Source organism: Bradyrhizobium sp. UNPA324 (assembly GCF_006658635.1).
GTDB lineage: Bacteria > Pseudomonadota > Alphaproteobacteria > Rhizobiales > Xanthobacteraceae > Bradyrhizobium > Bradyrhizobium nanningense.
In genome coordinates this window covers 320,031-341,725 of the sequence record NZ_LFJD01000004.1, presented here as the reverse complement: position 1 = coordinate 341,725, position 21,695 = coordinate 320,031, and the positions used below count along the sequence as shown (strand labels likewise).

Genomic DNA, 21,695 nt, shown 5'->3' with positions numbered 1-21,695 from the left:
ATATCAGCCCGGTCGAGATGGAGCTAAAATCGGCTTGAACCCTGTCCACTTTTTTGGGGGAAGATCAGGATTGCTTCGCTGCGCTCGCAATGACGGAGGAGACGGATGGGCTAGAATTCCGCTGCTTGGAATTGCGGCCGCCGCATCCTCCCGGCGGCAAAACGCAATACTTGACAGTGGAAAGATTGCCTTGTTGGTATGGCGGCCAATCTTCCATTGACCGACCAACAGAGGATCGTTTCGCAATGTCCATGCCTGCCTTGTTCAAGGGGCGACTGTCGATCCCCGTGATCGGCTCGCCGCTCTTCATCATCTCGGTGCCAGATCTCGTGATCGCGCAGTGCAAGGCGGGGGTGGTCGGTTCGTTTCCGGCGCTGAACGCGCGGCCGCCGGAGCTGCTCGACGAATGGCTGGCACGGATCACCGAGGAGCTCGCGGCCTATGACCGCGCGCATCCGGAACGGCCGTCGGCGCCGTTCGCGGTCAACCAGATCGTGCACAAGTCGAACAACCGGCTCGACCACGACATGCAGCTCTGCGCCAAGTACAAGGTGCCGATGATCATCTCCTCGCTCGGCGCCCGCGAGGAGCTGAACCAGGCGGTTCACGGCTGGGGCGGCATCGTCTTCCACGACGTGATCAATCAGAAATTCGCCCACAAGGCGATCGAGAAGGGCGCCGACGGCCTGATCCTGGTCGCGGCCGGCGCCGGCGGCCATGCCGGCACCATCTCTCCGCTCGCCTTCGTTGCCGAGACGCGAAAGTGGTTCGACGGCCCGATCGCGCTGTCGGGCGCGATCGGCAACGGCAAGGCGATCCGCGCCGCGCGCATCCTCGGCGCTGACTTCGCCTATATCGGCTCGGCCTTCATCGCCACCAAGGAAGCCAACGCGGTCGAGAAATACAAGGAGATGATCGCGGGATCCAGCGCCGACGACATCGTCTATTCCAACCTCTTCACCGGGGTGCACGGCAACTACCTGAAGCCCTCGATCCTCGCCGCCGGCATGGATCCGGAGAACCTTCCGACCTCCGATCCCTCCAAGATGAATTTCGGCACCGACGCCTCCGGCGAGCGCGCCAAGCCGAAGGCCTGGAAGGAAATCTGGGGCTCGGGCCAGGGCATCGGCAGCATCGACGGCATCGTGCCCGCGGCCGAAATGATCGCGCGCTTCAAGAAGGAATACGACGAAGCGATCGATCCGCCGTTGTAGGTCTCGTGTCCCGGACGCGGTGCTATGCGCAGCATTGCTCCGCAGAGCCGGGACCCATCGCCGCGATGCATGGACCCCGGCTCAGCAGCGCACCGCTACGCGCTGCGCAGCGTCCGGGGAACGCCAACCGAGACTGATTGAAACGATGACCGCCATCTACCGCGTCGACGGCAACAGCGTCGTCACCAGCCCGGATGCCGCCGGTCCCTGGGACCGGCGCATGCAGCACGGCTCGGCGCCGGCCTCGCTGGTGACATGGGCGGCCGAGCGCATCCCGACGCCTGCTCCGATGGACATCGCGCGCGTCACCATCGACCTGATGCGACCGGTGCCGGTGGCGCCGCTCACGATCGTGACCGAGGTCTTGCGCGAGGGCCGCAAGATCCAGCTCTGCAATATCAAGCTGCTGGCCGACGGCGTCCAGGTCGTCGGCGCCACCGTGCTCAAGATCAGGCGCCAGGCGCTGAACCTGCCCGACGACGTCGAGGACCTGCCGGTCACGCTGCCGTCGCCGGAGGATTCGCTGATCGAAGACGGCCACGCCGCCACCAGCCCGTTCGTGCGTTTGGTCTCGATGCGTGCTGCACGCGGCCGCTTCGGCCAGGCCGGTGCCGGCGCGATCTGGTTTCGCGTCGATCATCCGCTGATCGAAGGCGAAGCGATCTCGCAGGCCATGCGCGCCGTGGTCGCCGCCGATTTCTCCAACGGCACCGCCTCGACGCTCGACTTCCGCGCCTGGACCTACATCAATGCCGACCTCACCGTGAGCTTCGCGCGTCAGCCGGTCGGCGAGTGGATTTTGCTCGACGGTGAATCCTGGATCGGCCCTGATGGCTGTGGCCTCGCAATGTCGCGCCTCGCCGACCGCCGGGGCTATTTCGGCCGCGCGGTCCAGAGCCTGGTGATCGAGAAGCGGTGAGCGGCGAAGGCACGACGCCCGCGCCTCGTTCTCACTGTCATGCTCCGCGAACGCGGGGGCATCCAGTACGCCGCGGCCTCTCGATTCAATAACGACTGTCTCTGGAATGCTGGATCGCCCGGTCGGGGCCGGGCGATGCCACCAACTGCGTGAGCGCCATGTCGCGCATTGCCCAATTGAACGGCAGGCTTCCGCCGCCGCGGAAGGGATGCATGGTCGTGTTCGACCAGGGCATCCTGCCAGTTCACATTCCGTAGAAGATCTTGATCTCCCACAGCACCACAATGATAGCCGTGATCAATGTGACCGCGGCGACTGCACTTTCCAGGGAAGCGACTCTCATCTCTTACTCCGCTTCCCAGCCCCGTCAGCGGTCTAGGTGATTCCCCGATTCGCCGGCAATTGCGCGGGCACTGCGCGCGCACACTCCGTTGCGCTCTGTGGTGTCCGGGCCACAATGACACCGTAGAATCCCGGGGATTTATCCCACCATCCGGTCCCGGCCGCTCCAAAAGCCCGCGCGCAGCACCTTCTTGTCGACCTTGCCGACGCCGGTCATCGGCAATTGCTTGACGAACTGGATCTGCTTGGGCGCATGGGCCGAGCCTTTTCGCGTCTTGACCAGGTTGATCAGCTCGTCCGGATCAGGCCTTGCGCCCTCGCGCGGCACGACGATGGCGGTGACGGCTTCGCCCCATTTCTCGTCGGGTATGCCGACCACCGCGACCATGGCGACATCGGAATGTTGCGACAGCACGTCCTCGACCTCGCGCGGGAAGATGTTGAAGCCGCCGGACACGATCATGTCCTTCTTGCGGTCGAGGATGAACATGTAGCCGCGTTCGTCCTGGCGCGCGATGTCGCCGGTGTGGACCCAGCCGTTCTTCAGCGTCTCGGCGGTGATGTCGGGCCGCTTCCAGTACTCCGCCATGACATGCGGGGCGCGCACGCAGATCTCGCCGGCCTCGCCCGCCTTCACCTCGTGGTCGTTGTCGTCGAGGATCCTGACCTCGCAGGCTGCGATCGGGAAGCCGCAGGACAAAAACAGCTCCGGCGTCTTGGGATCGTGATCCGCCTTGCGCAGCACCGAGACCGGATAGCATTCGGTCTGGCCGTAGAGCTGCGAGAACACCGGTCCGATGCGCTCGATGCCCTCGAGGAGCCGGCTCGGCGACATCGCCGATGCCCCGTAGAGCACCAGCTCCAGCGAGGAGAGATCGGTCTTATCAAGCGCGGGATGATCGAGCAGCACGTAGATCATGGTCGGCACGAACAGCGTGAAATTGATGCGTTCGCGTGCGATCGTCGTCAGCACCGCCTCGGGATCGAATCCTTTCAGCATGTGCACGGTGCCGCCGCGCATCAAGGTCGGCAGCACTTTCGTGCCGGCGACATGACTGATCGGGGCGACGGTGAGGTAGCGTGCCGCGTCGGGGATCTCGAAATCGGCGAGGATCGCAGCCGCGGCTCCGGCATTCTCGCGGTGATAGCGCAGCGCGCCCTTGGATTTTCCGGTGGTGCCGCCGGTGTAGTTCAGCGTGGAGAGATCGTCGAGGCCGGCGAGGTTCTGCGCGCTGGCGTGTCCTGCGCTCTCGACCGCCGCCAGCAGATCGACACCGTATCCGGCCGGCCCCATGGTGAAGATCGCTTTCAGCCGGGGCGCTCTCGCCGCAAGCTCGCCACCGCGATCGCGGAAGGCGGCCGCATCGACCACCAGCATTTCGGCCTCGGAATCCTCGAGCTGGAACAGCTGGTCCTCCAGCGATCCCAGCGGATGCAGCCAGGTGATGCAGAGCCGCGACAATTGCGAGGCGACGCCGGCGCACCAGGTGTCGGCGCGGTTCGCGGTGAGGAAGGCGACGCGCGCGCCGGCCTGCAAGCCGAGCCGCATGAACACGCCCTGGATGCGCCCGATGAGGTCGACGGTGCCTTGATAGCTCAACGATCCGCCGGGCCAGGCGAAGGCGGTGCGGCCGGAATAGCGCGACAGCGCCCGTAGCGTCTGCGCACAAGTCGGGGACGATGCGTGGAGCGAATCGGACATATGTTTCCTCGTTGCTTTGTCACCGGCTTCTGACGTGCCAATGTTGCCGATGACGCTAGCACAGAGACTGCGGGAGGAAACGACAAAGCCCGCAGGGGCGAGGCAACAGCGACAAGGAGATTGGCGTGCGCTCAGATCGACTGCAACGCTTCGGCGATCGTCTCGCTCTGCCTTTGATCGCAGCTCCGATGTTCCTGGTGTCGGGCATCGAGCTCATGGTCGCGGCCTGCCAGAGCGGGGTGATCGGCAGCTTCCCCACCGCGAATTGCCGCAGCACGGACCAACTCGATGAATGGCTGACCGTGATCGAGACGCGGCTGCGCCAGCACGAAGCTCAAACCGGCCGCAAGGCAGCGCCGCTCTGCCCGAACCTGATCGTGCATCGCTCCAATGCGCGGCTGGAGCAGGATCTCGCCGTGCTGCTGCGGCACAGGCCGGAGATCGTCATCACGTCGGTCGGCTCGCCCGCAGCCGTGGTGAAGCCGCTGCACGATGCCGGTGCGCTGGTGCTGGCGGACGTTGCTTCCATCCGTCATGCCGAACGCGCGGCGGAAGCAGGTGCCGACGGGCTGGTGCTGCTCACCGCGGGCGCCGGCGGCCAGACCGGCTGGCTCAACCCGTTCGCCTTCGTTCGCGCGGTGCGCGCGTTCTATGACGGCGTCATCGTGCTCGCGGGCGGCGTCAGCGACGGCCATGCGCTGCATGCGGCCGAAGTGCTCGGCTGCGATCTCGCTTACATGGGCACCAAGTTCATCGCGACGCGCGAGAGCATGGCGGACGACCGCCACAAGCGGATGCTGGTCGACAGCAGCGCCGACGACATCCTGCTCACCACCGCGTTCACGGGCCTGCAGACCAGCATGCTGAGACCGTCGATCGTGGCCGCCGGGCTTGATCCCGACGATCTGCCGGCGCGCGGGGCGATCGACATCGCAGAGGATATCGACGTCGCCAAGCGCGAGAGCCGGCCGAAGCGCTGGCGCGATATCTGGAGCGGGGGACATTCCACCTCGGGTGTCACCGACGTGCTCCCTGTCGACGATCTCGTTGCGCGGACACTGGTCGAATATCGTGAGGCGAGGGCGCGCTGCTGCCCGTAGGATTGCGGAAAGGGCAGGGTCTGCCCGTCCCGATCACGGTTAATCCCGCGCTGTTCCGCCCCGCTCACTTAACGGCAGATTAACCATCGCCCGCCAAGAATCCTCTCATGGCCGCCAATCAGGACCGAGAGGGACAGGCGATGGATTTCGATTATCTCAACACCAAGATTGCGGCTTCGCTGGACGAAATCCGCGTTCGCGTCGCTCATGCCCTGGCCCGCCACCCGCTGTGCCGCAACGTTCGCTTCGACATCGTCAGCGTCCCCCGCACCCGCCGGGGCGGCAACTGGACGGTGGCGCTGCAATCGGTCGAGCCGCGCGCGGTCTGGGAGGCCTCGGAGATCGTCGCGGACATCCAAGACGCCTACGATCTGGCCGCAGCTGCCTGATTTCCTTTGCCTTTTGCGCCGAATGTCGCTGCAGACATGCTGATTGTCGCAACCAAGGCACACTCAAGCCATAATTCGTGCCCTTTTCCCGACCATCGTTAACAAACTCGTGAAGCGTCCGTTCCGGAGAGACGTTTGTCCAAAGCCATCACCATCGTTGTGCTGACCTGCTTCCTCGTCCTGGGCGCCGCCACCACCGCCATCCTTGGCCGCGACAGCGTCCCCAGCGTCAGCGAGGACATGATCGCGCAAACGCCTCCGCCCAAGCCGCTCGCAACCAACCGCGCCGCCAAGGCCGACCGTCTGGTCCCGACCCTCGCCCTGGCTTCGGCCGCGATCGAGCCGGTCCAGGTGCCGGCCGACAGGCTTTCGCAGGCGCCCGTGCTGGCCGAGCCGCTGCGCCAGGCCTTTGCCGCCGCCACGCCCACCGATTTCCCGATGCCCAAGGCGTCGCCGGGCCTGTCTGAAGCGCCCGCTGCGGCGGAGGTGCCCACGGTCGAGGTTCCGGCCAAGCCGAAGGTGGTGGCCAAGCCGCAGCCGCAAAAGAACTATACGCTGCTGTCCGACGTGCAGATCGCAGGCATCAGGGACCGCCTGAAATTATCGTCGTCGCAGGAATATTATTGGCCCTCGGTCGAGACCGCGCTGCGCAATGTCGTCCGCAAGATCTCGGCGAACAAGCTTTCCAATCCGCATGCGCCGGGCGTGCCGATCGATCCGAATTGCGACGAGGTCCAGCAGCTGAAGTCGGCGGCAATGCCGCTGCTGTTCCAGCTGCGTGACGACCAGAAAGAGGAAGTGCGCAAGCTCGCCCGCATCATCGGCCTCGAAAAGGTCGCGCAGCAGATCTGACGCTTAAGTTCCTTCAGGAACTGCTTCCACACCAGGAACATCCCGCAATCAACGCGCGTTGCTCGCCCCAAAGAGGGAGTGGATCAATGCGCGCCTCGACAGCCTATTTCGTCGGTGCCGGAACCATTGTCGCAGCCATCGCCATTGGTTTGGGCGGCGGGATCGTTGCCGGCAACATCATGAATCCGGTCACGTCCAAACAGGGCCCGGACACCAGCAGGATGGCGCAGCGCGCAGAATCCGCCGGCGCGCCGGCGGCGACAAACGCACCCTCGGAGCGCGTCACTTATCTCACCGGCTCGCAAGCCTTTGGCGCGATGATCGCCGCTCCGGCGCAGGCCGAAGCCAAGCCTGAAGCCGCCAGACCTGAAGCCGCCAAACCTGACGCCACAAGGCCTGACCCGCAGCCCGCTCAGGCGAATGCCGAACCACCGGCGCCGCCGCCTTCACAGGCGGCCGCGCTTGAGCCACCCAAGGAACAGTCCAAGCCGACAGTTGCGTCGTCACCGAAAGCCGCAAAACCCGGCGAGCAGCAAGCATCGGTCGATCCAGCCTCTTCACCTGACAACGCCTATGCCAAGGCGAAAGATTCCGACGTGAAGCGCGCCGCGTCCGAGCGGCGCCGGATCGAGCGCCGCGAGCGCTGGGCCGAGCGCCGCCATTACTACGAGGGCCGTGAGCAGCGCGGCCTGCGCGACCGCACCGATTGGGACGACGTCGCACGCAACATCCGCGAGGATTCCGATGCGCGCGATTACGCCGGCCGGCCGCGCGGCGGCTTCCCGCAGATCAAGCTGTTCGGGCCCGACGACGATTAGCGCTTCGCCTGCGACTGCGGCGACAATGGGAGACGATGAGCGCTCATTGTCGCGCCGTTATCACTTCATTCCAGCGCGCCGCAATCCTTCCAGATAATGCGCACGATCCTCATCCCGCAGCATCGGCAGCTCGCGCGTGATCCAATCGAGCGAGACCTCGGGCTGAGCGCGGCGCAGACCTTCCAGCGCGGAAGCAGCGAGCGCCGGATCTCCTGACATCCCGGCCGCTGCCGTCAGCACGCGGTGCGCGCCGACGAAATCGCCGCGCTGTCGCATTGATTCCCGCGCCATCTGCACGGCTCCCTGGTAGTCGCGGCCGACGAACCGGGCATAGGCCGCAACCCCGCAATAGATCGCCGCGAGCGGATCGCGCGGGCTGAGCCGCAGCGCGCGGCGCGCGGCGGCGTCGCCGTCCTGCCATCGACCGGCGTAGCACAGCGTCACGCCGTAGAAGGCATGCGCCATTGCGAAGTTCGGATTGAGCTGCAGCGCCAGCTCGAACTCCGCCAGCGCGTCGTCGAAGCGGCGGCGGAACAGGTAGGCATAGGCAAGGCCGTGATGAGCGAAGGCGTCCTCGCGATCGGCCGCCACCGCCGCGAGCGCCGCGCGTTCGGCAATCGGTACCGTTGCTTCCATGTCGGCCCAACCCATATGCGCGCCGAAGATGTGGCTGGTCGCGAGCAGGCCCAGCGCCTTGCCATAGGCGGGATCGATCGCGACGGCCTGTTCGAGCAGCCTTTGCGCGGCGGCGTTGTCTTCGCGAGTGATACGCCAATGATGCGACAGCGCGCGCATCACGAGGTCCCAGGCATCGAGACTGCCCGGCGGTTTCTGCTGGGCGCGAAAGTTTTCGGCGGCATAGAGCTGCGGTTCGATCGCGGCGACGATCGCCTCGGTGATCTCATCCTGCACGGCGAAGATGTCGGCCAGCTCGCGATCGTAGCGCTCGGCCCAGAGATGGCTGCCGGTCGAGACGTCGTTGAGCTGGGCCGAGATGCGCACCCGCTCGCCGCTCCGCCGCACGCTGCCTTCGACCACGTAGCGCACTCCGAGCTCGCGCGCGACCTCGCGGATGTGCACGGCCCGGCCCTTGTAGACGAAGGACGAGTTCCTTGCGACCACGAAGAACCAGCGCAGCTTCGACAGCGCGGTGATGATGTCCTCGCTGATGCCGTCGGAGAAATAATCCTGTCCGGCCTCGCCGCTCATATTGGTGAAGGGCAGCACGGCGATCGCGGGCCGCTCGGGTAGCGCCAGCGCAGCGCGCGGCATAAAGGCGGTGCGGCCAGGCTCCGGCGCGATCGCGCCACCCACCGCGCCATTCTTGGCCTCGACATCGCCGACGAAGCGAAAGCCCTTGCGGGCGATGGTGCGGATCAGCGCCTGGCTCGCGCCGCTGTCGCCGATCGCCTTGCGGGCGGCGTTGATCCGGCTGGTCAGGGTGGATTCGGAGACGCTGCGCCCGTGCCAGATCTTGTCGATCAACTCGTCCTTGCTGACCACCCGGTCGCGGTTCTGCATGAGGTGGACGACGAGATCGAAGACCTGCGGCTCCACGGCAATTGGAACCTGCGCGCGGCTCAGCTCGCGCAAGTCGGTATCGAGAAGGTGGTCCCGGAACAGAAACTGCACGTCGAAAACTCAGGCCTCACAACGACATCAGGCAATGATCAAATCAAAAATGAATTTTCACTAGACGTCTGTGAGTCCGCTGAAAGGTCTGCCAGGTTCACCACGATCGCGTGATGGCAGCCATGCTGTTGCGGATCGGAATAAACGGGATTTGACGATTTTGGCCGACTTGCCGGGCGTCGACATTCCGGGGCGCGTCCCTCGGCGCGAGCCCGGAATGACGGGGGTATCGGGCTTTGTCCATTGCCGAACAGCGCAGCCTGCGTAAGCTGCGTTCCACATAAAACCACCACGAAGAAACGCCCATGCCCGCCTTTAGCGCATCCACCACCGTGCTCGATTCCATGCTGTTCCGCGACGCCTTCGGCACGCCCGAGATGCGCGTGGTGTTTTCCGACGTCGCGACAGTCGCCCGCTATGCCGAGGTCGAGGTGGCCCTGGCGAGGGCGGAGGCGAAGTGCGGCGTGATCCCGCGAGAGGCGGCCGAGGCGATCGCGGCGCGGACCAACGTCGCCGCGCTCGATTTCGAATTGTTGCGGCAGGAGACCGACATCGTCGGCTACCCCATCCTCCCCTTGGTGCACCAGATGGTGAAGCAGTGCGGCGAGGCCGGCCGCTACGTGCATTGGGGCGCGACGACGCAGGACATCATGGACACCGCCGTGGTGCTGCAGCTCCGTGCTGCGCTGGAGATCGTTGCGCGCGACATCGACGAGCTTCGCGGCATCCTGGCGAACCTCTCGAGACGCCATCGCGACACGCCGATGGCCGGTCGCACCCACTTGCAGCAGGCGCTGCCGGTGACGTTCGGCTACAAGACTGCGATCTGGCTCGCGATGTTCGATCGCCATGCCGAGCGGCTGGCGCAGCTGAAGCCGCGCGTGCTGGTCGGCCAGTTCGCCGGCGCGGCCGGTACACTGGCCTCGCTCGGCGACAAGGGTTTCGAGGTGCAGGAGGCACTTTGCGCCGAGCTGAAGCTCGGCATTCCCGCCTCGACCTGGCACGTCGCGCGCGACGGCTTTGCGGAAGCCGTGAACTTCGTTGCGCTTGTCACCGGCTCGCTCGGCAAGATTGCGCTCGACCTCATGATCATGGCCTCGACCGAGTTCGCCGAGGTTTACGAGCCTTTCGTCAAGGGGCGCGGCGCCTCCTCGACCATGCCGCAGAAGCGCAACCCGATCTCGTCGGAACTGATGCTGGCGGCGTCCAAGGCGGTGCGCCAGCACGCCGGCCTGATGCTCGACGCCATGGTGCAGGATTTTGAGCGCGCCACGGGTCCCTGGCACGCCGAATGGATGGCCATCCCCGAAAGCTTCGTGCTGACCGCCGGCGCGCTGCATCAGGCGAAGTTCGCGCTCGCGGGTCTGATCGTGGACGAGGCGAAGATGAACGACAATCTCGCCATCAGCCGCGGCCTGATCGTGGCCGAAGCGGTCATGATGGGGCTCGCGCCGCAGCTCGGCCGGCAGGAGGCCCATGACGTGGTTTATGACGCCTGCCGGCTCGCTAATGACAAAGGCTTGAGCCTGGCGGACGCGCTCTCCTCGGACTCCCGCGTCTCGAGCCGCATCGATCGCGCCACAATCGAGGCGCTCACCTCACCGAAAAATTACCTCGGGCTCGCGCCTGACATGGTTGACCGAGTGCTGAAATCGGCAACGCGTTGAAAACCAATATGCGTGAAACTGCGTATCTCTCCGTGCCGCAAGGTGCTCGCGCACTTGCGCCTCGCGATGCTAGACTTAGATTGAACGAGAGACTTTCGGCAGAGGGCCCCGCATGACTGATCACCGCAATTCCACCGCTCCCATTGATCCCGTGAAGCTCGACCGGCTGGCCGAGGTGGCGGTGAAGGTGGGCTTGGGCTTGCGGCCGGGGCAGGATCTGCTTCTGACGGCGCCCGCGATCGCGCTGCCGCTGGTCAGGCGGATCGCCGTGCATGCCTACAAGGCCGGCGCCGGTATCGTGACGCCGATCCTGTCGGACGAGGAGATGACGCTGGCGCGCTACCGCCACGGCCACGACAGCAGTTTCGATCGTGCCGCCGGCTGGCTCTACGAGGGCATGGCCAAGGCGTTCTCGGACAACACCGCGCGGCTGGCCATCGTCGGCGACAATCCGATGCTGCTGTCGGGCGAGGATCCTTCCAAGGTGGCGCGCGCCAGCAAGGCGAACTCGATGGCCTATCAGCCCGCCCTGGAGAAAATCGTCAATTTCGACACCAACTGGAACATCATCGCCTATCCGAGCCCGTCCTGGGCCAGGCAGGTCTTCCCCGATGATCCCGAGGACGTCGCGGTCGGCAAGCTCGCGGATGCGATTTTCGCGGCGGCCCGCGTCGATCGTGAGGACGCGATGGGCAATTGGGCGAGCCACAATGCGGTGCTGCGCGAGCGGACCAACTGGCTCAACGGCCAGCGCTTTCGCGCCTTGCAATATTCGGGACCGGGCATCGACCTCACCATCGGCCTTGCCGACGGGCATGAATGGGAGGGCGGTGCCTCGCTCTCCAAGAACGGCATCAGCTGCAACGCCAACATCCCGACCGAAGAGGTCTTCACCACGCCGCATTGCCGTCGGGTTTACGGCCATGTCGTGAGCTCGAAGCCGCTGTCCTATCAGGGCACGCTGATCGACAACATCGCGGTGCGCTTCGAGGACGGCAAGATCGTCGACGCAAAGGCCTCGCGCGGCGCGGAGGTGCTGAACAAGGTGCTCGACACCGACGAGGGTGCCCGGCGCCTCGGCGAAGTGGCGCTGGTGCCGCATTCCTCGCCGATCTCGCAGAGCGGGCTGTTGTTCTACAACACGCTGTTCGACGAGAACGCAGCGTCTCATATCGCGCTCGGCCAGTGCTATTCGAAGTGCTTCGTCAACGGCGCGCAGCTCACCCCGCAGCAGATCGCGGCGCAAGGCGGCAACCAGAGCCTGATCCATATCGACTGGATGATCGGCTCGGCCGAGACCGATATCGACGGCATCTTGCCCGATGGCAGCAAGGTACCGGTGTTCCGCAAGGGCGAGTGGGCGAAGTAGGCCGCTTCACCTCTCCCGGCTGGGGAGGTGGACAGCGGAGCGGCACCAGGCATTTGTCGCGCTAGGCTCACGCCGCTGCATTGCGCAGCATCGGATTGTTGTCGATGCTGAAACGGTTGAACAATGTCGTGAACGGGCTGCCGTCGGTGGCCCGCACGATGGCGTCGGAAGCAGCGATCGCCTCGTAGAGCGCGCCGACGGGATCATCCGCCTCGCGAAGGTCGAGGCTCTTGCGGATCTCCTCGCGGGCCTCGTTGATCTCGTCCTCGTCGTCGAGTGTCGCCTCCAGGGCCTCTGCCGCGCGCCGCATCTCCTGAAGGTCGCCGCCGCCGGAAAATTTGAGGATGTCGAGCCAATAAGGGCGGGCGACGACGAGCCGGACGAAGGCCTCGAAAGTGCCAGCGATAATTCCCGCGCGGCCCTCCGATGACACGTAGAGCACATTCAGCGACGGCAGCAGCACCAACGCGCCGCCGGAGCCGTCACTGCCGATCTGCCGGGGGGTTTCGACGCCGTCGACGGTGAACCAGGGCTCCTCGTCCGGCACGAAGGAGACGTCGAGGCTGGCGAGCCGGCCGACGACCGCGCGATTGGCTGTCACAACCTCGGGCGTGAGGGGCATCCGAGTGGCTCCGTTTTGGTGCTTCCGCGCACTTTGTCGCACCCCAAAAAGGATGGATTCATGTGCGCGAATTTGCAGGGGAATCGCGACGTTAACCGTTTCGCGCCTGCAACTTCCGGCTGATTTTCGAGGCCTGCGTAAGAAAGAATTAAAAGCGGATGACTAGCGTTCCCGACATCTTTCGAAACAATCCGGGCCGAGACCCGGCCATACTTATTATATCCCCTGGGGAAGAAGATGTCGCGCTCATTGATTGAAATCGGTAGTTGTAACGTCGACCTCGAGCTGCGGCCGATCGAGCCGTCCTGGATCATCGAAGGCAACCCGGTGTCGCGCTCGCACATCCTGTCTACCAGCGCCGACGGCACCGCCTCGACCATCATCTGGCACTGCACCGAAGGACGATTCAACTGGTACTACGACATCGATGAAACGATCATGATCATGGAAGGATCGATCGTGCTCGAAAGCGATGGGCTCCCGCCGAAGCGCTACGGCCCCGGCGACGTCATCTTCTTCCGCGACGGCGCGCATGCCAAATGGCATGTCGAGGGCTACGTCAAAAAGATCGCCTTCTGCCGCAAGACCAATCCCGTGATGATCGGCTTCCTGATCCGGGTCGTGAACAAGCTAAAGAAGATCTTCACCGCCACCGGCGAGCGCCGGCCGGCCTCGCTGATGGGGGCAGGCTAGAGCTCACAACAACGTTTCAAGGACGCTTCCCAGCGGCCACGACGAAGAGGGGTCGGGATTCAACATCCCGGCCCCTCTTCTCGTCATGACGGCAGCGCGAGCCGGTAGACATCGGTTGCGGTCTGCGAGAACAGTGCCGTCTTCTCGACCTCGCTTAGCGGCGATGCGATACGCTTGAAAGCGTTGAAGATCACCTGGTAGCTGCACTGGCCCTTGTCCGGCGGGAAATTGCTCTCGAACATCGCGCGCTTCACGCCGAACGCCTCGATGCAGGTCTCGACATAGGGCCGCCAGGCCGCGGCGAGCTCTTCGGATGTCGGCGGCCTCTCGCGCAAATGGAAGTCGTAGCCGAGCAGGCACATCGCGAGGCCGCCGAGCTTCACCGCCACGTTCTCGCATGTCGCGATCTCCCGGATCGACGCGCGCCATTGCGCAAACACCTCCTCGCGCCGTCCTGCGAAGCGGCCTATCCCGGCCGGGCCGCCGCAATGGTCGAGCACGATCCTGGTGTCAGGGAAGGCGCGCGCAAGCTCGGTGAGCTCACCGAGCTGCGGATGGAATAGCCAGGCATCGAAGCTGAGGTTCAGGGGCGCAAGACAAGCAAATCCCTTGCGGAAGGCCGGATCCTGCAACAATCCCTTCGGCCGGTTCGCATACATGCCGGCAACGACAGGGTCTTCGTCCCAGGCGGAGGAATGCCGGATGCCACGGAAGCGGCCATTGCCGGCCGCGATCTCGGCTTCCAGCACGGGCCTTGCGGCGTCGCCGAGCAGCAGATTGACGTGGCTGACGATGCCGGCGCAGATCGCGGCCTTGCCGTAGGCCCCGCTCGCGCTCATGGCGGCGACGCCGTTGGCGAACTCGACTTCGCCGACGGGCCGGAATGCTTCCGGTCCATGCGCGCGATACATCGAGCGGCAATCGACATAGACGGTGGCGACGATGTTGTGGCCGGAAGCGATGTCGGCGGCCATCTCCTCGATCAGATAGCGGTGTCCTCGATTCCAGAGATGGTGATGGGGATCGACGATCGGCCGCGCGGGATCGATGATCTCCTCCTGGTGCAGCGCAAGCCAGTCCTCGCGCGGCTCGACGAATAGCCCGCTCGTGTTGGCGGGCACACCGCTTGCAGCCATCGGCGTTTACTCCCTCATGTTCTTGTACCGGGAGCCTATCATCTCGTCTCGTCACGCAGCAGCGCGCGTTGCGCAACCGCACCCGTCGCCGCCGGCAAAGCGGCGCTGTCGTCAGCTCTTGCGTCGCTTGGCCCTCACGTCGACGATGAGCCGCCAATCGGATACGGCGGCCGGCCTCACTTCCCCGAGCCAATGGAAGGCGTCCCTGGTGATCTCCGTAAAGCTCCAGCGCGTCAGTTCGCCGGCTTCGGTCGTGCCTTCCTGCACGATGTCCTGCCCGCGCGCACGGCCGATTTGCTGGCGGAAGACGCTGCGGCCCGGATCGAACCAGGAAATCCGCCACGCATCGATGGTCGGATCGTAAACGCGCAGCGTCGTGCCGTACCAATTGCCGGCGATCGGAAAGGCCTGAGAGCCTGCGGGGCGGGGAACGATCCAGACGTCCTGGACGGCACGGCCCTCCAGCACCCAGCCGAAATGGATCTCGCCAGGGGCCGTGTGTTTCGTGCCATCGGATCCATGGGCGGTGATCTCGGCGTCCCAGTCGCCGACGAAGCGGCCATAGAGCTGAAGCGCCGCCGCATGCTCGGGGTTCGGTCCGTTCGCGTGCAAAAGTCTGGCAAAATCAGTCATGTCGGTCTCCTGTCGCAACGAGATCAACACGGCCGGCCGGCGGGCAGCTTGGAGAAAATTGCGGCTCAGACCCCGTCGAGGATGATCACCGTCGGCTTCGGCGGCAGGGCATCCCGCGACATCCGGAACGACCGCTCGGAGCGCCGGTCGATTTCGAACTGCTGGCCGATCCGGCGCATGAAGTCGTCGAGCGGGGTGGCGAAGCGGTGCATCGGCAGCACCACCGAGGCGCGCAGCCGCTTGGTGATTTCGGAGATGCCGTCCAGCGACATGGTGTAGGTGCCGTCGATCGGCACCATCACGATATCGAGCCGTCCGATCTGGGCGAAATGGCTGTCGTCGAGCTTGTGGTGGAGGTGGCCGAGATGGCCGATGCAGAGGCCGGCGACCTCGAAGATGAAGATCGAATTGCCGTCGCGGATCATGTCGGCACCGGCATCGTCGCCGAAATAGCGGCGGATGTCGGTCGTGACGTTGCGGATGAAGGTATCGCCGATGCGTTCCGACACGATGGCCGGCTTGCCGTCCTCGCCCCAACCATGCAGCACGTGGGGAATGCGCTTGTCCGGAAAAAGAGTGTAGTGCGTGCTGTGGGCCCGGTTCATGGTCACGACGTCGGGCAGCCGCCCCACCTGATAGGCGCCGCTATAATCGGTCGCGATGCGCAAGCCGCCGGGCGTGTCGATGAAATAGGTGGAATGGCCGGCATAGGTGATCTCGACCTCGGCGGTGCCGGCGGCCTGCCGGAACGCGACCGGCAGGATGCGCGGGGTCGCGTTGGCCATCGCCAGGCATTCGCTGCGTTGAGGTGGCTGCTGGGCGAGGGCAGGGGCGAGGGATACGCCGAACAGCGCCAGAGCCGCCGAAACCAGTCGCCGCATAAGTCCGTTCCCGATGATGTCACGGGGAAAGTCTAGCGTGCAACGCCGCGCATCGCCAACAGATCACGATCAACAGCGCGTCAATGTCGCAGGTCTACCGCTCGCCTGCCCATGCCGCATCTATGATTTCATTCATCTCCTCGATCGAGAGCGGAGGGCCCTTTCGCTTCGCGTGCAGGAGACCAAAAGTATCTGAAATCTTGCCCTTCGGGGCCGCTCTCAATTCGATGCTTCCGTTGGGAAGTGTATTTGCGACAAGCCTATCGCCCGGCTGCACACCAAGGTGCTCCAGCAACTCGGCCGTCAGCGTGACTTGCCCCTCAGCGGCTACCTTGAACGTTCGCATGTCTCTCAATGAGGCAGAATAAGTCGGCCTCAAAGGGACAAATGAGCACTGGCACCTCACTCCCGTTTTGGGCTGAACTTCCAGGTGATGGCGACGAGGCTCGTCGTGATCAGAGCGCTGATCAAGCCTGCCAGAGGCAAAGCGAGCAGCAGCGCAGCACTCGCGGCCCAGCCGATCGAGGAGAAGGCTTCGGCAATGGTCGCCAGCCGCGACGAGGTCTGGCGGCGTCGGAATTGGCTGCGGCGGGCCTGCACTCGGAACCAGAGCTGGATCGCAGTCGCGGAGGCCGCGCTGATGATGATTGCTCCGGCGCTGATCGCTGCCTGGTAAGGCGAGGCGAAAGCCAGTGCCGCGACCAGCGGGCAGAAGATGACGGCGATCGCGATCAGCACCACCTCGATCTTGGCGCGGATGACGCTGGAGGGCGTCAGCGGCGCCGTCGCGACCAAATCGGGAGCGTCTTCGCCCGAGATCGTCAGCCAGGCAAGTCCACCGGCAAGCTGTCCGGCCGCCATCACGATGACAGGCGTGATCAGCGTCAGCGCCGCGGCGCTATCGGCAAAATTGCGCCAGAGCAGCAGTGCCGGCGGCACCAGATAGAGCAACTGCATCAGGGTCTGCGAGATCAGCCAGGGATCGCGCCAGAGCAGCGAAAACTCCTTGTGCCGCAGCGCTTGTTGCCGCGAGCCGGCGCGGAACGGGCGCTCCTTCGCGCGCCTGCCGCCGGACGCACCGTAGGCTACGGCATCGATCGCCGTGTCGGCAAAGCAGTGAGAGAAGATCGCCATGACGCTTCCGAGCAGCATCAGAGCGAGCGCCAGGAGCAGCAGCAACGCCTCGTTGTCGCCCATTACCGCCCGCGCCGGCCACCACCAGATGCTGTCGACATCGGGCGCGTAGGCCGCCATGGTGCCTGAGGTCAAAATGGTGAAGCGTGACAGGGTGCCGTAGGACATGATCGCGGCGACCTGGAGCGCGATGACGAAGCCGGCGCCGATGATCGCGGCGAGGATCTGGGCAATCAGGCGCGTCCGCGCCGGGCCGATCAGACGAAACAGCAGGATGGTGACGGCGATCGCGATCGCCGCGGCCGACAGGCCCATGGCGACGACGACCCCGAATGAAGCGAGCCAGCGCGCGCCGCCGCCGATCACGAGCACGTCGATGAAGGGCGTCGAGAACAGCAGCGCCATCACGGTGACGGTCAGCGCGATCGCGGCGATGCGGACCGAGAACAGATTGGCCAGCCGCGCCGGCGAGGACATGATCAGGTCGAGATCTGCGCGAGCGTAGAACACCCGCGTCACCGATTCGATTGCCTGCGACAGCATCAAGGTCCAGGCGAGAAAAATCGTCGCCGTGATCACGATCAGCGAGGATTTGTCGAGCGGCAGTTGCAGATTGGCGAAACGGCCGATCACCGCCCAGGCCGGCAGGTGCAGCAGCGCGGCGAAGCAGACGAGGCCGATGATGGCGGCGCGCGTCCGCTTGCGCCGCCCGCCGGTCATCATGGCGAACCATTCGCGCCAGGCGAGCCGGAGCTCGTGGCGGGCAAACCAGGAGAGCGCGGTCGCCGAGCTCATGCGGCTTCCGGAAGCGTCACCAGCGCGATGAAGAGATCCTCCAGGCTGGTGTCGGCATGGCCGTTCTGCTGGCGCAGTTCGGTCAGCGTGCCTTCGGCGACCAGACGGCCCGAGGCAATCACGCCGATGCGGTCGGCCATGCGCTCGGCCACCTCGAGAATATGCGTGGTCATGATCACGGTGCAGCCGGCGCGGACGCGCTCGCTGAGCAGCCCCTTCACATGGCGGGCCGAGACGGCATCGAGCCCGGTCAGCGGCTCGTCGAGGATGATGAGGCGGGGATCGTGCACCAGCGCGCCGGCCAGCGCCACCTTCTGGCGCATGCCCTTGGAAAAGCCCTCGCAGCGCTCGTGCCGGTGCGGGGCAAGGCCGAGCGAATCGAGCAGGTCCTGCGCGACGGGCTCCGAGACCGACGGCGCGATGCCCCAGAGGCCGGCGACGAATTCGAGATATTCGAGCGGGGTCAGCTTGTCGTAGATCATTGGCTCGTCGGAGACCCACGCCGTCACCTGCTTGGCGGCGACGGGGTCTTGGAGCGCATCGATGCCGAAGATCGAGACCGCGCCGGCATCGGGGCGCAGCAGGCCCGCCACCATGCGCAAAGTCGTGGTCTTGCCGGCGCCGTTGGGGCCGACCAGCGCGTAGAATTCGCCGGCGTGGATGGTGAGATCGAGGCTATCGACCGCCAGACGGTCAAAACGCTTCGTTAACCCCACCACTTCCAGCGCCGAGCTGTCCGGCTTCATGACGGTCACACCATCCGGTTTTGCATCGCCCCGCGACCATGACCCGAAGATGTTTCGGCGCGGTGAATCGCGTGGCGGCAAATTCCGTCATCCGGATTGGACTAATGGCAAGTCACCGTTTGTTGACAGCGCTGAGCGGTTCAGGCTGAATTGGTTCCGGACAAATGGCGCTGACGCGGCGAAACGACTGCGTAGCGACTGGACACAAGATGCGGCAAGGCGGCCAAAAGAGCCGCCGGTTGCATCGGGAGGAAGCGCGGCGATGCTGGATTTCGTTCAGCAGCTGGTCAGCGGTGTTGCGCTCGGCTGCGTCTACGGCCTGATCGCGCTCGGCTTCGTGCTCGTCTACAAGGCCACCGAGGTCGTCAATTTCGCCCAGGGCGATCTGATGATGCTGGGCGGCTTCTTCGCCTTCACCTTCATCGGCATGATGGGTCTGAACTACTGGGTCGGCTTTGCCGGTGCGGTGGCCGCGATGGCGCTGTTCGGCATGCTGGCGGAGCGCGTGGTGGTGCGGCCGATCCTCGGCTATCCGCAATTCTCCATCATCATGGCGACCATCGGCCTCGGCTATTTCCTGCGCTCGATCGCCGGCATGATCTGGGGCACCGACGATCTGAAGATCGAGACGCCGTTCAGCCAGGGCGTGCTGCGGATCGGCTCGCTGGTGCTCGCCTACGACAAGCTGTCGGTGATCGCCGCGACGATGATCCTGTGCACGCTGCTGTGGCTGTTCTTCAACAAGACCACGCTCGGCACAGCGATGCGCGCCAGCTCCGAGAACATGCTCGCGGCCTACTATATGGGCATTCCGGTCAAGCGCGTGGTGTCGATCGTCTGGGCGATCAGCGCGGCGGTCGCGACCTGCGCCGGCGTGCTGCTGGCGCCGATCACCTTCATCCATTCCAATGTCGGCCTCGTGCTCGGCCTGAAGGCGTTTCCGGCCGCGGTGCTCGGCGGCTTCGGCTCGATCCCGGGTGCGGTGGTCGGCGGCGTCCTGATCGGCGTGATCGAGAGCATGGCCGGCTTCTACCTGCCCGAGGGCTGGAAGGATGTCGCGCCCTATCTCGTGCTGCTTGCCGTGCTGCTCTTGAAGCCCGAAGGTCTGTTTGGCCACCACGTCCGCAAGAAGGTCTGAACGCCATGCGCTTTCTGTTCAAGACCGACTATGAGGACGACATCAAGCTGTTCCCGCATTCGGGCTATTGGGTCTCGTACGGCATCCTGCTCGCGCTGCTGCTGATCGCGCCCTATGTGCTCTCCAGCTATCTGATGAGCCAGCTGGTCTTCGTCTGCATCTATGCGACCGTCGGCGTGGCGCTCCTGATCCTCACCGGCTTCACCGGCCAGGCCTCGCTCGGGCATGCCGCGTTCCTCGCCATCGGCGCCTACACCGCCGCCTACTTGCAGAAATACAACGTGCCGTTCCCGGTCTACTTCTTCGCCGCCGGCGCCTTGACCGGCATCATCGGCGCAATGGTCGGCTTTCCCGCGCTGCGCCTGACCGGCATCTACCTCGTCATCGCCACCATCTCCTTTGCCCTGATCGTCGAGGAGATACTGGCGCGCTGGGAGAGCGTCACCAACGGCAACGAGGGCATGCGGGTCAAGACGCTGTCGCTGCTCGGCGTCACGGTGCCGCGCGACAGTCCGACTTTCTATTATCTGTGCCTTGCCGTGCTGGTGCTGACCATCGTCGGCACACTCAATCTGCTGCGTTCGCCGACCGGCCGCGCCTTCGTCGCGATCCGCGACAGTGAAACGGCGGCGCGCAGCATGGGCGTCAATGTCGCGCTCTACAAGGTGAAGTCCTTTGCGATCTCGGCGGCGATCACCGGCTTTGCCGGCGTGCTGTTCGCCCACAAGCTCTCCTTCATCTCGCCGGAGATGTTCACGCTGCAGCTCTCGATCGAGTTCATCATCGTGATCCTGATCGGCGGCGCCTTCAGCCTGCACGGCGCGGTGCTGGGCGCGATCTTCATCGTGATGATTGATCCGTTCCTGACCTATCTGAAAGACGACGTGCCCGGCATGATCGCCGGGATCGCGGCGGCATTCGGCGCCGGCAAGGCGACCGCGGGGAGCATCCAGTCGAACGTTGCGGCCTTCGCCTCGCTCAACGGCCTGAAGGGCGCGATCTACGGCATCATCATCGTGCTGTTCGTACTGTTCGAGCCGCTCGGGCTCTACGGCCGTTGGCTGAAGATCAAGCTCTTCTTCCAGCTGTTTCCGCTCTACAAGCGCGCCACCTTCAAGCGGCAGAAGATCTACGTGAAGTCGGAGCGGAACCGATGAGCTATTTCCGCGCCGAGAACCTGTCGCTGCATTTCGGGGGCCTCAAGGCCGTCGATGCGGTGTCCTTCGCGGTCGAGAAGGGCGAGATCCTGTCGATCATCGGCCCCAACGGTGCGGGCAAGAGCTCGATCTTCAATTTGATCTCGCGGATCTACCGGCCGACCTCGGGCCGCATCTTCTTCGAGGACCAGGACATCACGGAAGAGCCGCCCTACGACATCGCCAAACTCGGCATCGCCCGCACCTTCCAGAACATCGAGCTGTTCGAGAATGCGACCGTACTCTCCAACTTGCTGGTCGGCCGCCATCGGCATTCGACCACGCAGCTCTGGCAGGAACTGCTATTCCTGCCGAGCGTGCGGGCCAACGAGAAGATGCACCGCCGCAGGGTCGAGCAGGTCATCGAATTCCTCGATCTCGAACCCTACCGCGACAAGCTGATCTCCGGCCTGCCCTACGGCGTGCGCAAGGTGATCGAGCTGGCACGCGCCCTGTGCTCGGAGCCGAAGCTGATCCTGCTCGACGAGCCGTCATCAGGCCTCAATGTCGAGGAGACCGACGACATGTCGTTCTGGATCCGCGACATGAAGAGCGAGCTCGGCATCACCGTGCTGATGGTCGAGCACGACATGTCGCTGGTCAATCGCGTCTCCGACCGGGTCATCGCGCTGAACTACGGAAGGGTGCTGGCGATGGGCTCGCCGACTGAAGTTCAGCAGCACCCCGACGTCGTCGCCGCGTATCTGGGAGCCTGAC

At 64.8% G+C, this 21,695-nt stretch carries 21 protein-coding genes; 12 read left to right on the top strand and 9 right to left on the bottom strand.

Annotation, left to right across the window (positions count from 1 at the left end; genetic code table 11):
* Positions 1-245 precede the first annotated feature (245 nt).
* Both UNPA324_RS01590 and UNPA324_RS01585 read left to right on the top strand, forming a co-directional pair.
* A complete protein-coding gene (locus UNPA324_RS01590) occupies positions 246-1,214 on the top strand; it encodes an NAD(P)H-dependent flavin oxidoreductase (protein ID WP_141933127.1) in 969 nt (322 codons plus the stop codon).
* Between the two features lie 145 nt (positions 1,215-1,359).
* Positions 1,360-2,133, top strand: a complete 774-nt coding sequence (locus tag UNPA324_RS01585; RefSeq protein WP_128922331.1) for a thioesterase family protein — start codon at positions 1,360-1,362, stop codon at positions 2,131-2,133.
* Between the two features lie 481 nt (positions 2,134-2,614).
* Here the strand turns inward: UNPA324_RS01585 and UNPA324_RS01580 are convergent, their stop codons facing one another.
* The gene (locus UNPA324_RS01580) at positions 2,615-4,177 is read right to left on the bottom strand and encodes an AMP-binding protein (RefSeq protein ID WP_141933125.1); all 1,563 of its coding nucleotides are present in this window, start codon (positions 4,175-4,177) and stop codon (positions 2,615-2,617) included.
* 125 nt (positions 4,178-4,302) lie between these two features.
* On the opposite strand from UNPA324_RS01580, the gene UNPA324_RS01575 reads away from it, so the two are divergent.
* The 4 genes from UNPA324_RS01575 to UNPA324_RS01560 all read left to right on the top strand — a co-directional run bounded on the left by UNPA324_RS01575 (position 4,303) and on the right by UNPA324_RS01560 (position 7,336).
* A complete protein-coding gene (locus UNPA324_RS01575) occupies positions 4,303-5,277 on the top strand; it encodes an NAD(P)H-dependent flavin oxidoreductase (RefSeq protein ID WP_181769255.1) in 975 nt (324 codons plus the stop codon).
* Between the two features lie 140 nt (positions 5,278-5,417).
* Positions 5,418-5,666 carry a hypothetical protein gene (locus tag UNPA324_RS01570; protein ID WP_128922329.1) on the top strand — a complete coding sequence of 83 codons (249 nt, stop codon included), beginning with the start codon at positions 5,418-5,420 and terminating at the stop codon, positions 5,664-5,666.
* Between the two features lie 135 nt (positions 5,667-5,801).
* The gene (locus UNPA324_RS01565; RefSeq protein WP_181769254.1) at positions 5,802-6,518 is read left to right on the top strand and encodes a hypothetical protein; all 717 of its coding nucleotides are present in this window, start codon (positions 5,802-5,804) and stop codon (positions 6,516-6,518) included.
* A gap of 86 nt (positions 6,519-6,604) precedes the next feature.
* Complete coding sequence (locus tag UNPA324_RS01560; protein ID WP_141933123.1) at positions 6,605-7,336, top strand: hypothetical protein; 732 nt, start codon at positions 6,605-6,607, stop codon at positions 7,334-7,336.
* A gap of 60 nt (positions 7,337-7,396) precedes the next feature.
* On the opposite strand, the gene UNPA324_RS01555 is transcribed toward UNPA324_RS01560, so the two are convergent.
* Positions 7,397-8,968 (bottom strand): winged helix-turn-helix domain-containing protein, encoded by a 1,572-nt coding sequence (locus tag UNPA324_RS01555; protein ID WP_141933121.1) that lies wholly within the window; start codon positions 8,966-8,968, stop codon positions 7,397-7,399.
* 305 nt (positions 8,969-9,273) lie between these two features.
* On the opposite strand from UNPA324_RS01555, the gene pcaB reads away from it, so the two are divergent.
* Positions 9,274-10,635 carry a 3-carboxy-cis,cis-muconate cycloisomerase gene (gene pcaB / locus UNPA324_RS01550; RefSeq protein ID WP_141933119.1) on the top strand — a complete coding sequence of 454 codons (1,362 nt, stop codon included), beginning with the start codon at positions 9,274-9,276 and terminating at the stop codon, positions 10,633-10,635.
* Positions 10,636-10,747: 112 nt separating this feature from the next.
* The gene (locus UNPA324_RS01545; protein ID WP_141933117.1) at positions 10,748-12,004 is read left to right on the top strand and encodes an aminopeptidase; all 1,257 of its coding nucleotides are present in this window, start codon (positions 10,748-10,750) and stop codon (positions 12,002-12,004) included.
* A 67-nt stretch (positions 12,005-12,071) separates the two neighbouring features.
* On the opposite strand, the gene UNPA324_RS01540 is transcribed toward UNPA324_RS01545, so the two are convergent.
* Positions 12,072-12,626, bottom strand: a complete 555-nt coding sequence (locus tag UNPA324_RS01540; RefSeq protein ID WP_181769253.1) for a hypothetical protein — start codon at positions 12,624-12,626, stop codon at positions 12,072-12,074.
* 237 nt (positions 12,627-12,863) lie between these two features.
* Between UNPA324_RS01540 and UNPA324_RS01535 the strand changes: the two genes are divergently transcribed.
* On the top strand, positions 12,864-13,319 hold the full coding sequence (locus UNPA324_RS01535; protein ID WP_128922323.1) for a cupin domain-containing protein: 456 nt from the start codon (positions 12,864-12,866) through the stop codon (positions 13,317-13,319).
* Positions 13,320-13,402: 83 nt separating this feature from the next.
* On the opposite strand, the gene UNPA324_RS01530 is transcribed toward UNPA324_RS01535, so the two are convergent.
* The 6 genes from UNPA324_RS01530 to UNPA324_RS01505 form a co-directional block, all read right to left on the bottom strand.
* The gene (locus tag UNPA324_RS01530; RefSeq protein WP_141933113.1) at positions 13,403-14,455 is read right to left on the bottom strand and encodes an amidohydrolase family protein; all 1,053 of its coding nucleotides are present in this window, start codon (positions 14,453-14,455) and stop codon (positions 13,403-13,405) included.
* A gap of 111 nt (positions 14,456-14,566) precedes the next feature.
* Complete coding sequence (locus UNPA324_RS01525; protein WP_164936618.1) at positions 14,567-15,088, bottom strand: hypothetical protein; 522 nt, start codon at positions 15,086-15,088, stop codon at positions 14,567-14,569.
* A 65-nt stretch (positions 15,089-15,153) separates the two neighbouring features.
* The gene (locus UNPA324_RS01520; RefSeq protein WP_128922320.1) at positions 15,154-15,969 is read right to left on the bottom strand and encodes an MBL fold metallo-hydrolase; all 816 of its coding nucleotides are present in this window, start codon (positions 15,967-15,969) and stop codon (positions 15,154-15,156) included.
* A 94-nt stretch (positions 15,970-16,063) separates the two neighbouring features.
* Positions 16,064-16,315 carry an AbrB/MazE/SpoVT family DNA-binding domain-containing protein gene (locus tag UNPA324_RS01515; RefSeq protein WP_128922319.1) on the bottom strand — a complete coding sequence of 84 codons (252 nt, stop codon included), beginning with the start codon at positions 16,313-16,315 and terminating at the stop codon, positions 16,064-16,066.
* Between the two features lie 56 nt (positions 16,316-16,371).
* Positions 16,372-17,898, bottom strand: coding sequence for a permease (locus tag UNPA324_RS01510; protein ID WP_141933109.1), 1,527 nt, complete (start codon positions 17,896-17,898; stop codon positions 16,372-16,374).
* A complete protein-coding gene (locus UNPA324_RS01505; protein WP_128922317.1) occupies positions 17,895-18,644 on the bottom strand; it encodes an ABC transporter ATP-binding protein in 750 nt (249 codons plus the stop codon). Before UNPA324_RS01505 ends, UNPA324_RS01510 begins: the two co-directional genes overlap by 4 nt.
* 262 nt (positions 18,645-18,906) lie before the next feature.
* Between UNPA324_RS01505 and UNPA324_RS01500 the strand changes: the two genes are divergently transcribed.
* From UNPA324_RS01500 to UNPA324_RS01490, 3 genes are read left to right on the top strand one after another with little or no spacing between them, the layout of a single operon-like run.
* Positions 18,907-19,782, top strand: a complete 876-nt coding sequence (locus tag UNPA324_RS01500) for a branched-chain amino acid ABC transporter permease (RefSeq protein WP_128922316.1) — start codon at positions 18,907-18,909, stop codon at positions 19,780-19,782.
* A 5-nt stretch (positions 19,783-19,787) separates the two neighbouring features.
* Positions 19,788-20,939, top strand: coding sequence for a branched-chain amino acid ABC transporter permease (locus UNPA324_RS01495; protein WP_128922315.1), 1,152 nt, complete (start codon positions 19,788-19,790; stop codon positions 20,937-20,939).
* Positions 20,936-21,694: an ABC transporter ATP-binding protein gene (locus UNPA324_RS01490; RefSeq protein WP_128922314.1), complete on the top strand. Its 759-nt coding sequence runs from the start codon at positions 20,936-20,938 to the stop codon at positions 21,692-21,694. The genes UNPA324_RS01495 and UNPA324_RS01490 overlap by 4 nt, the downstream gene beginning before the upstream one ends.
* Position 21,695 lies beyond the last annotated feature (1 nt).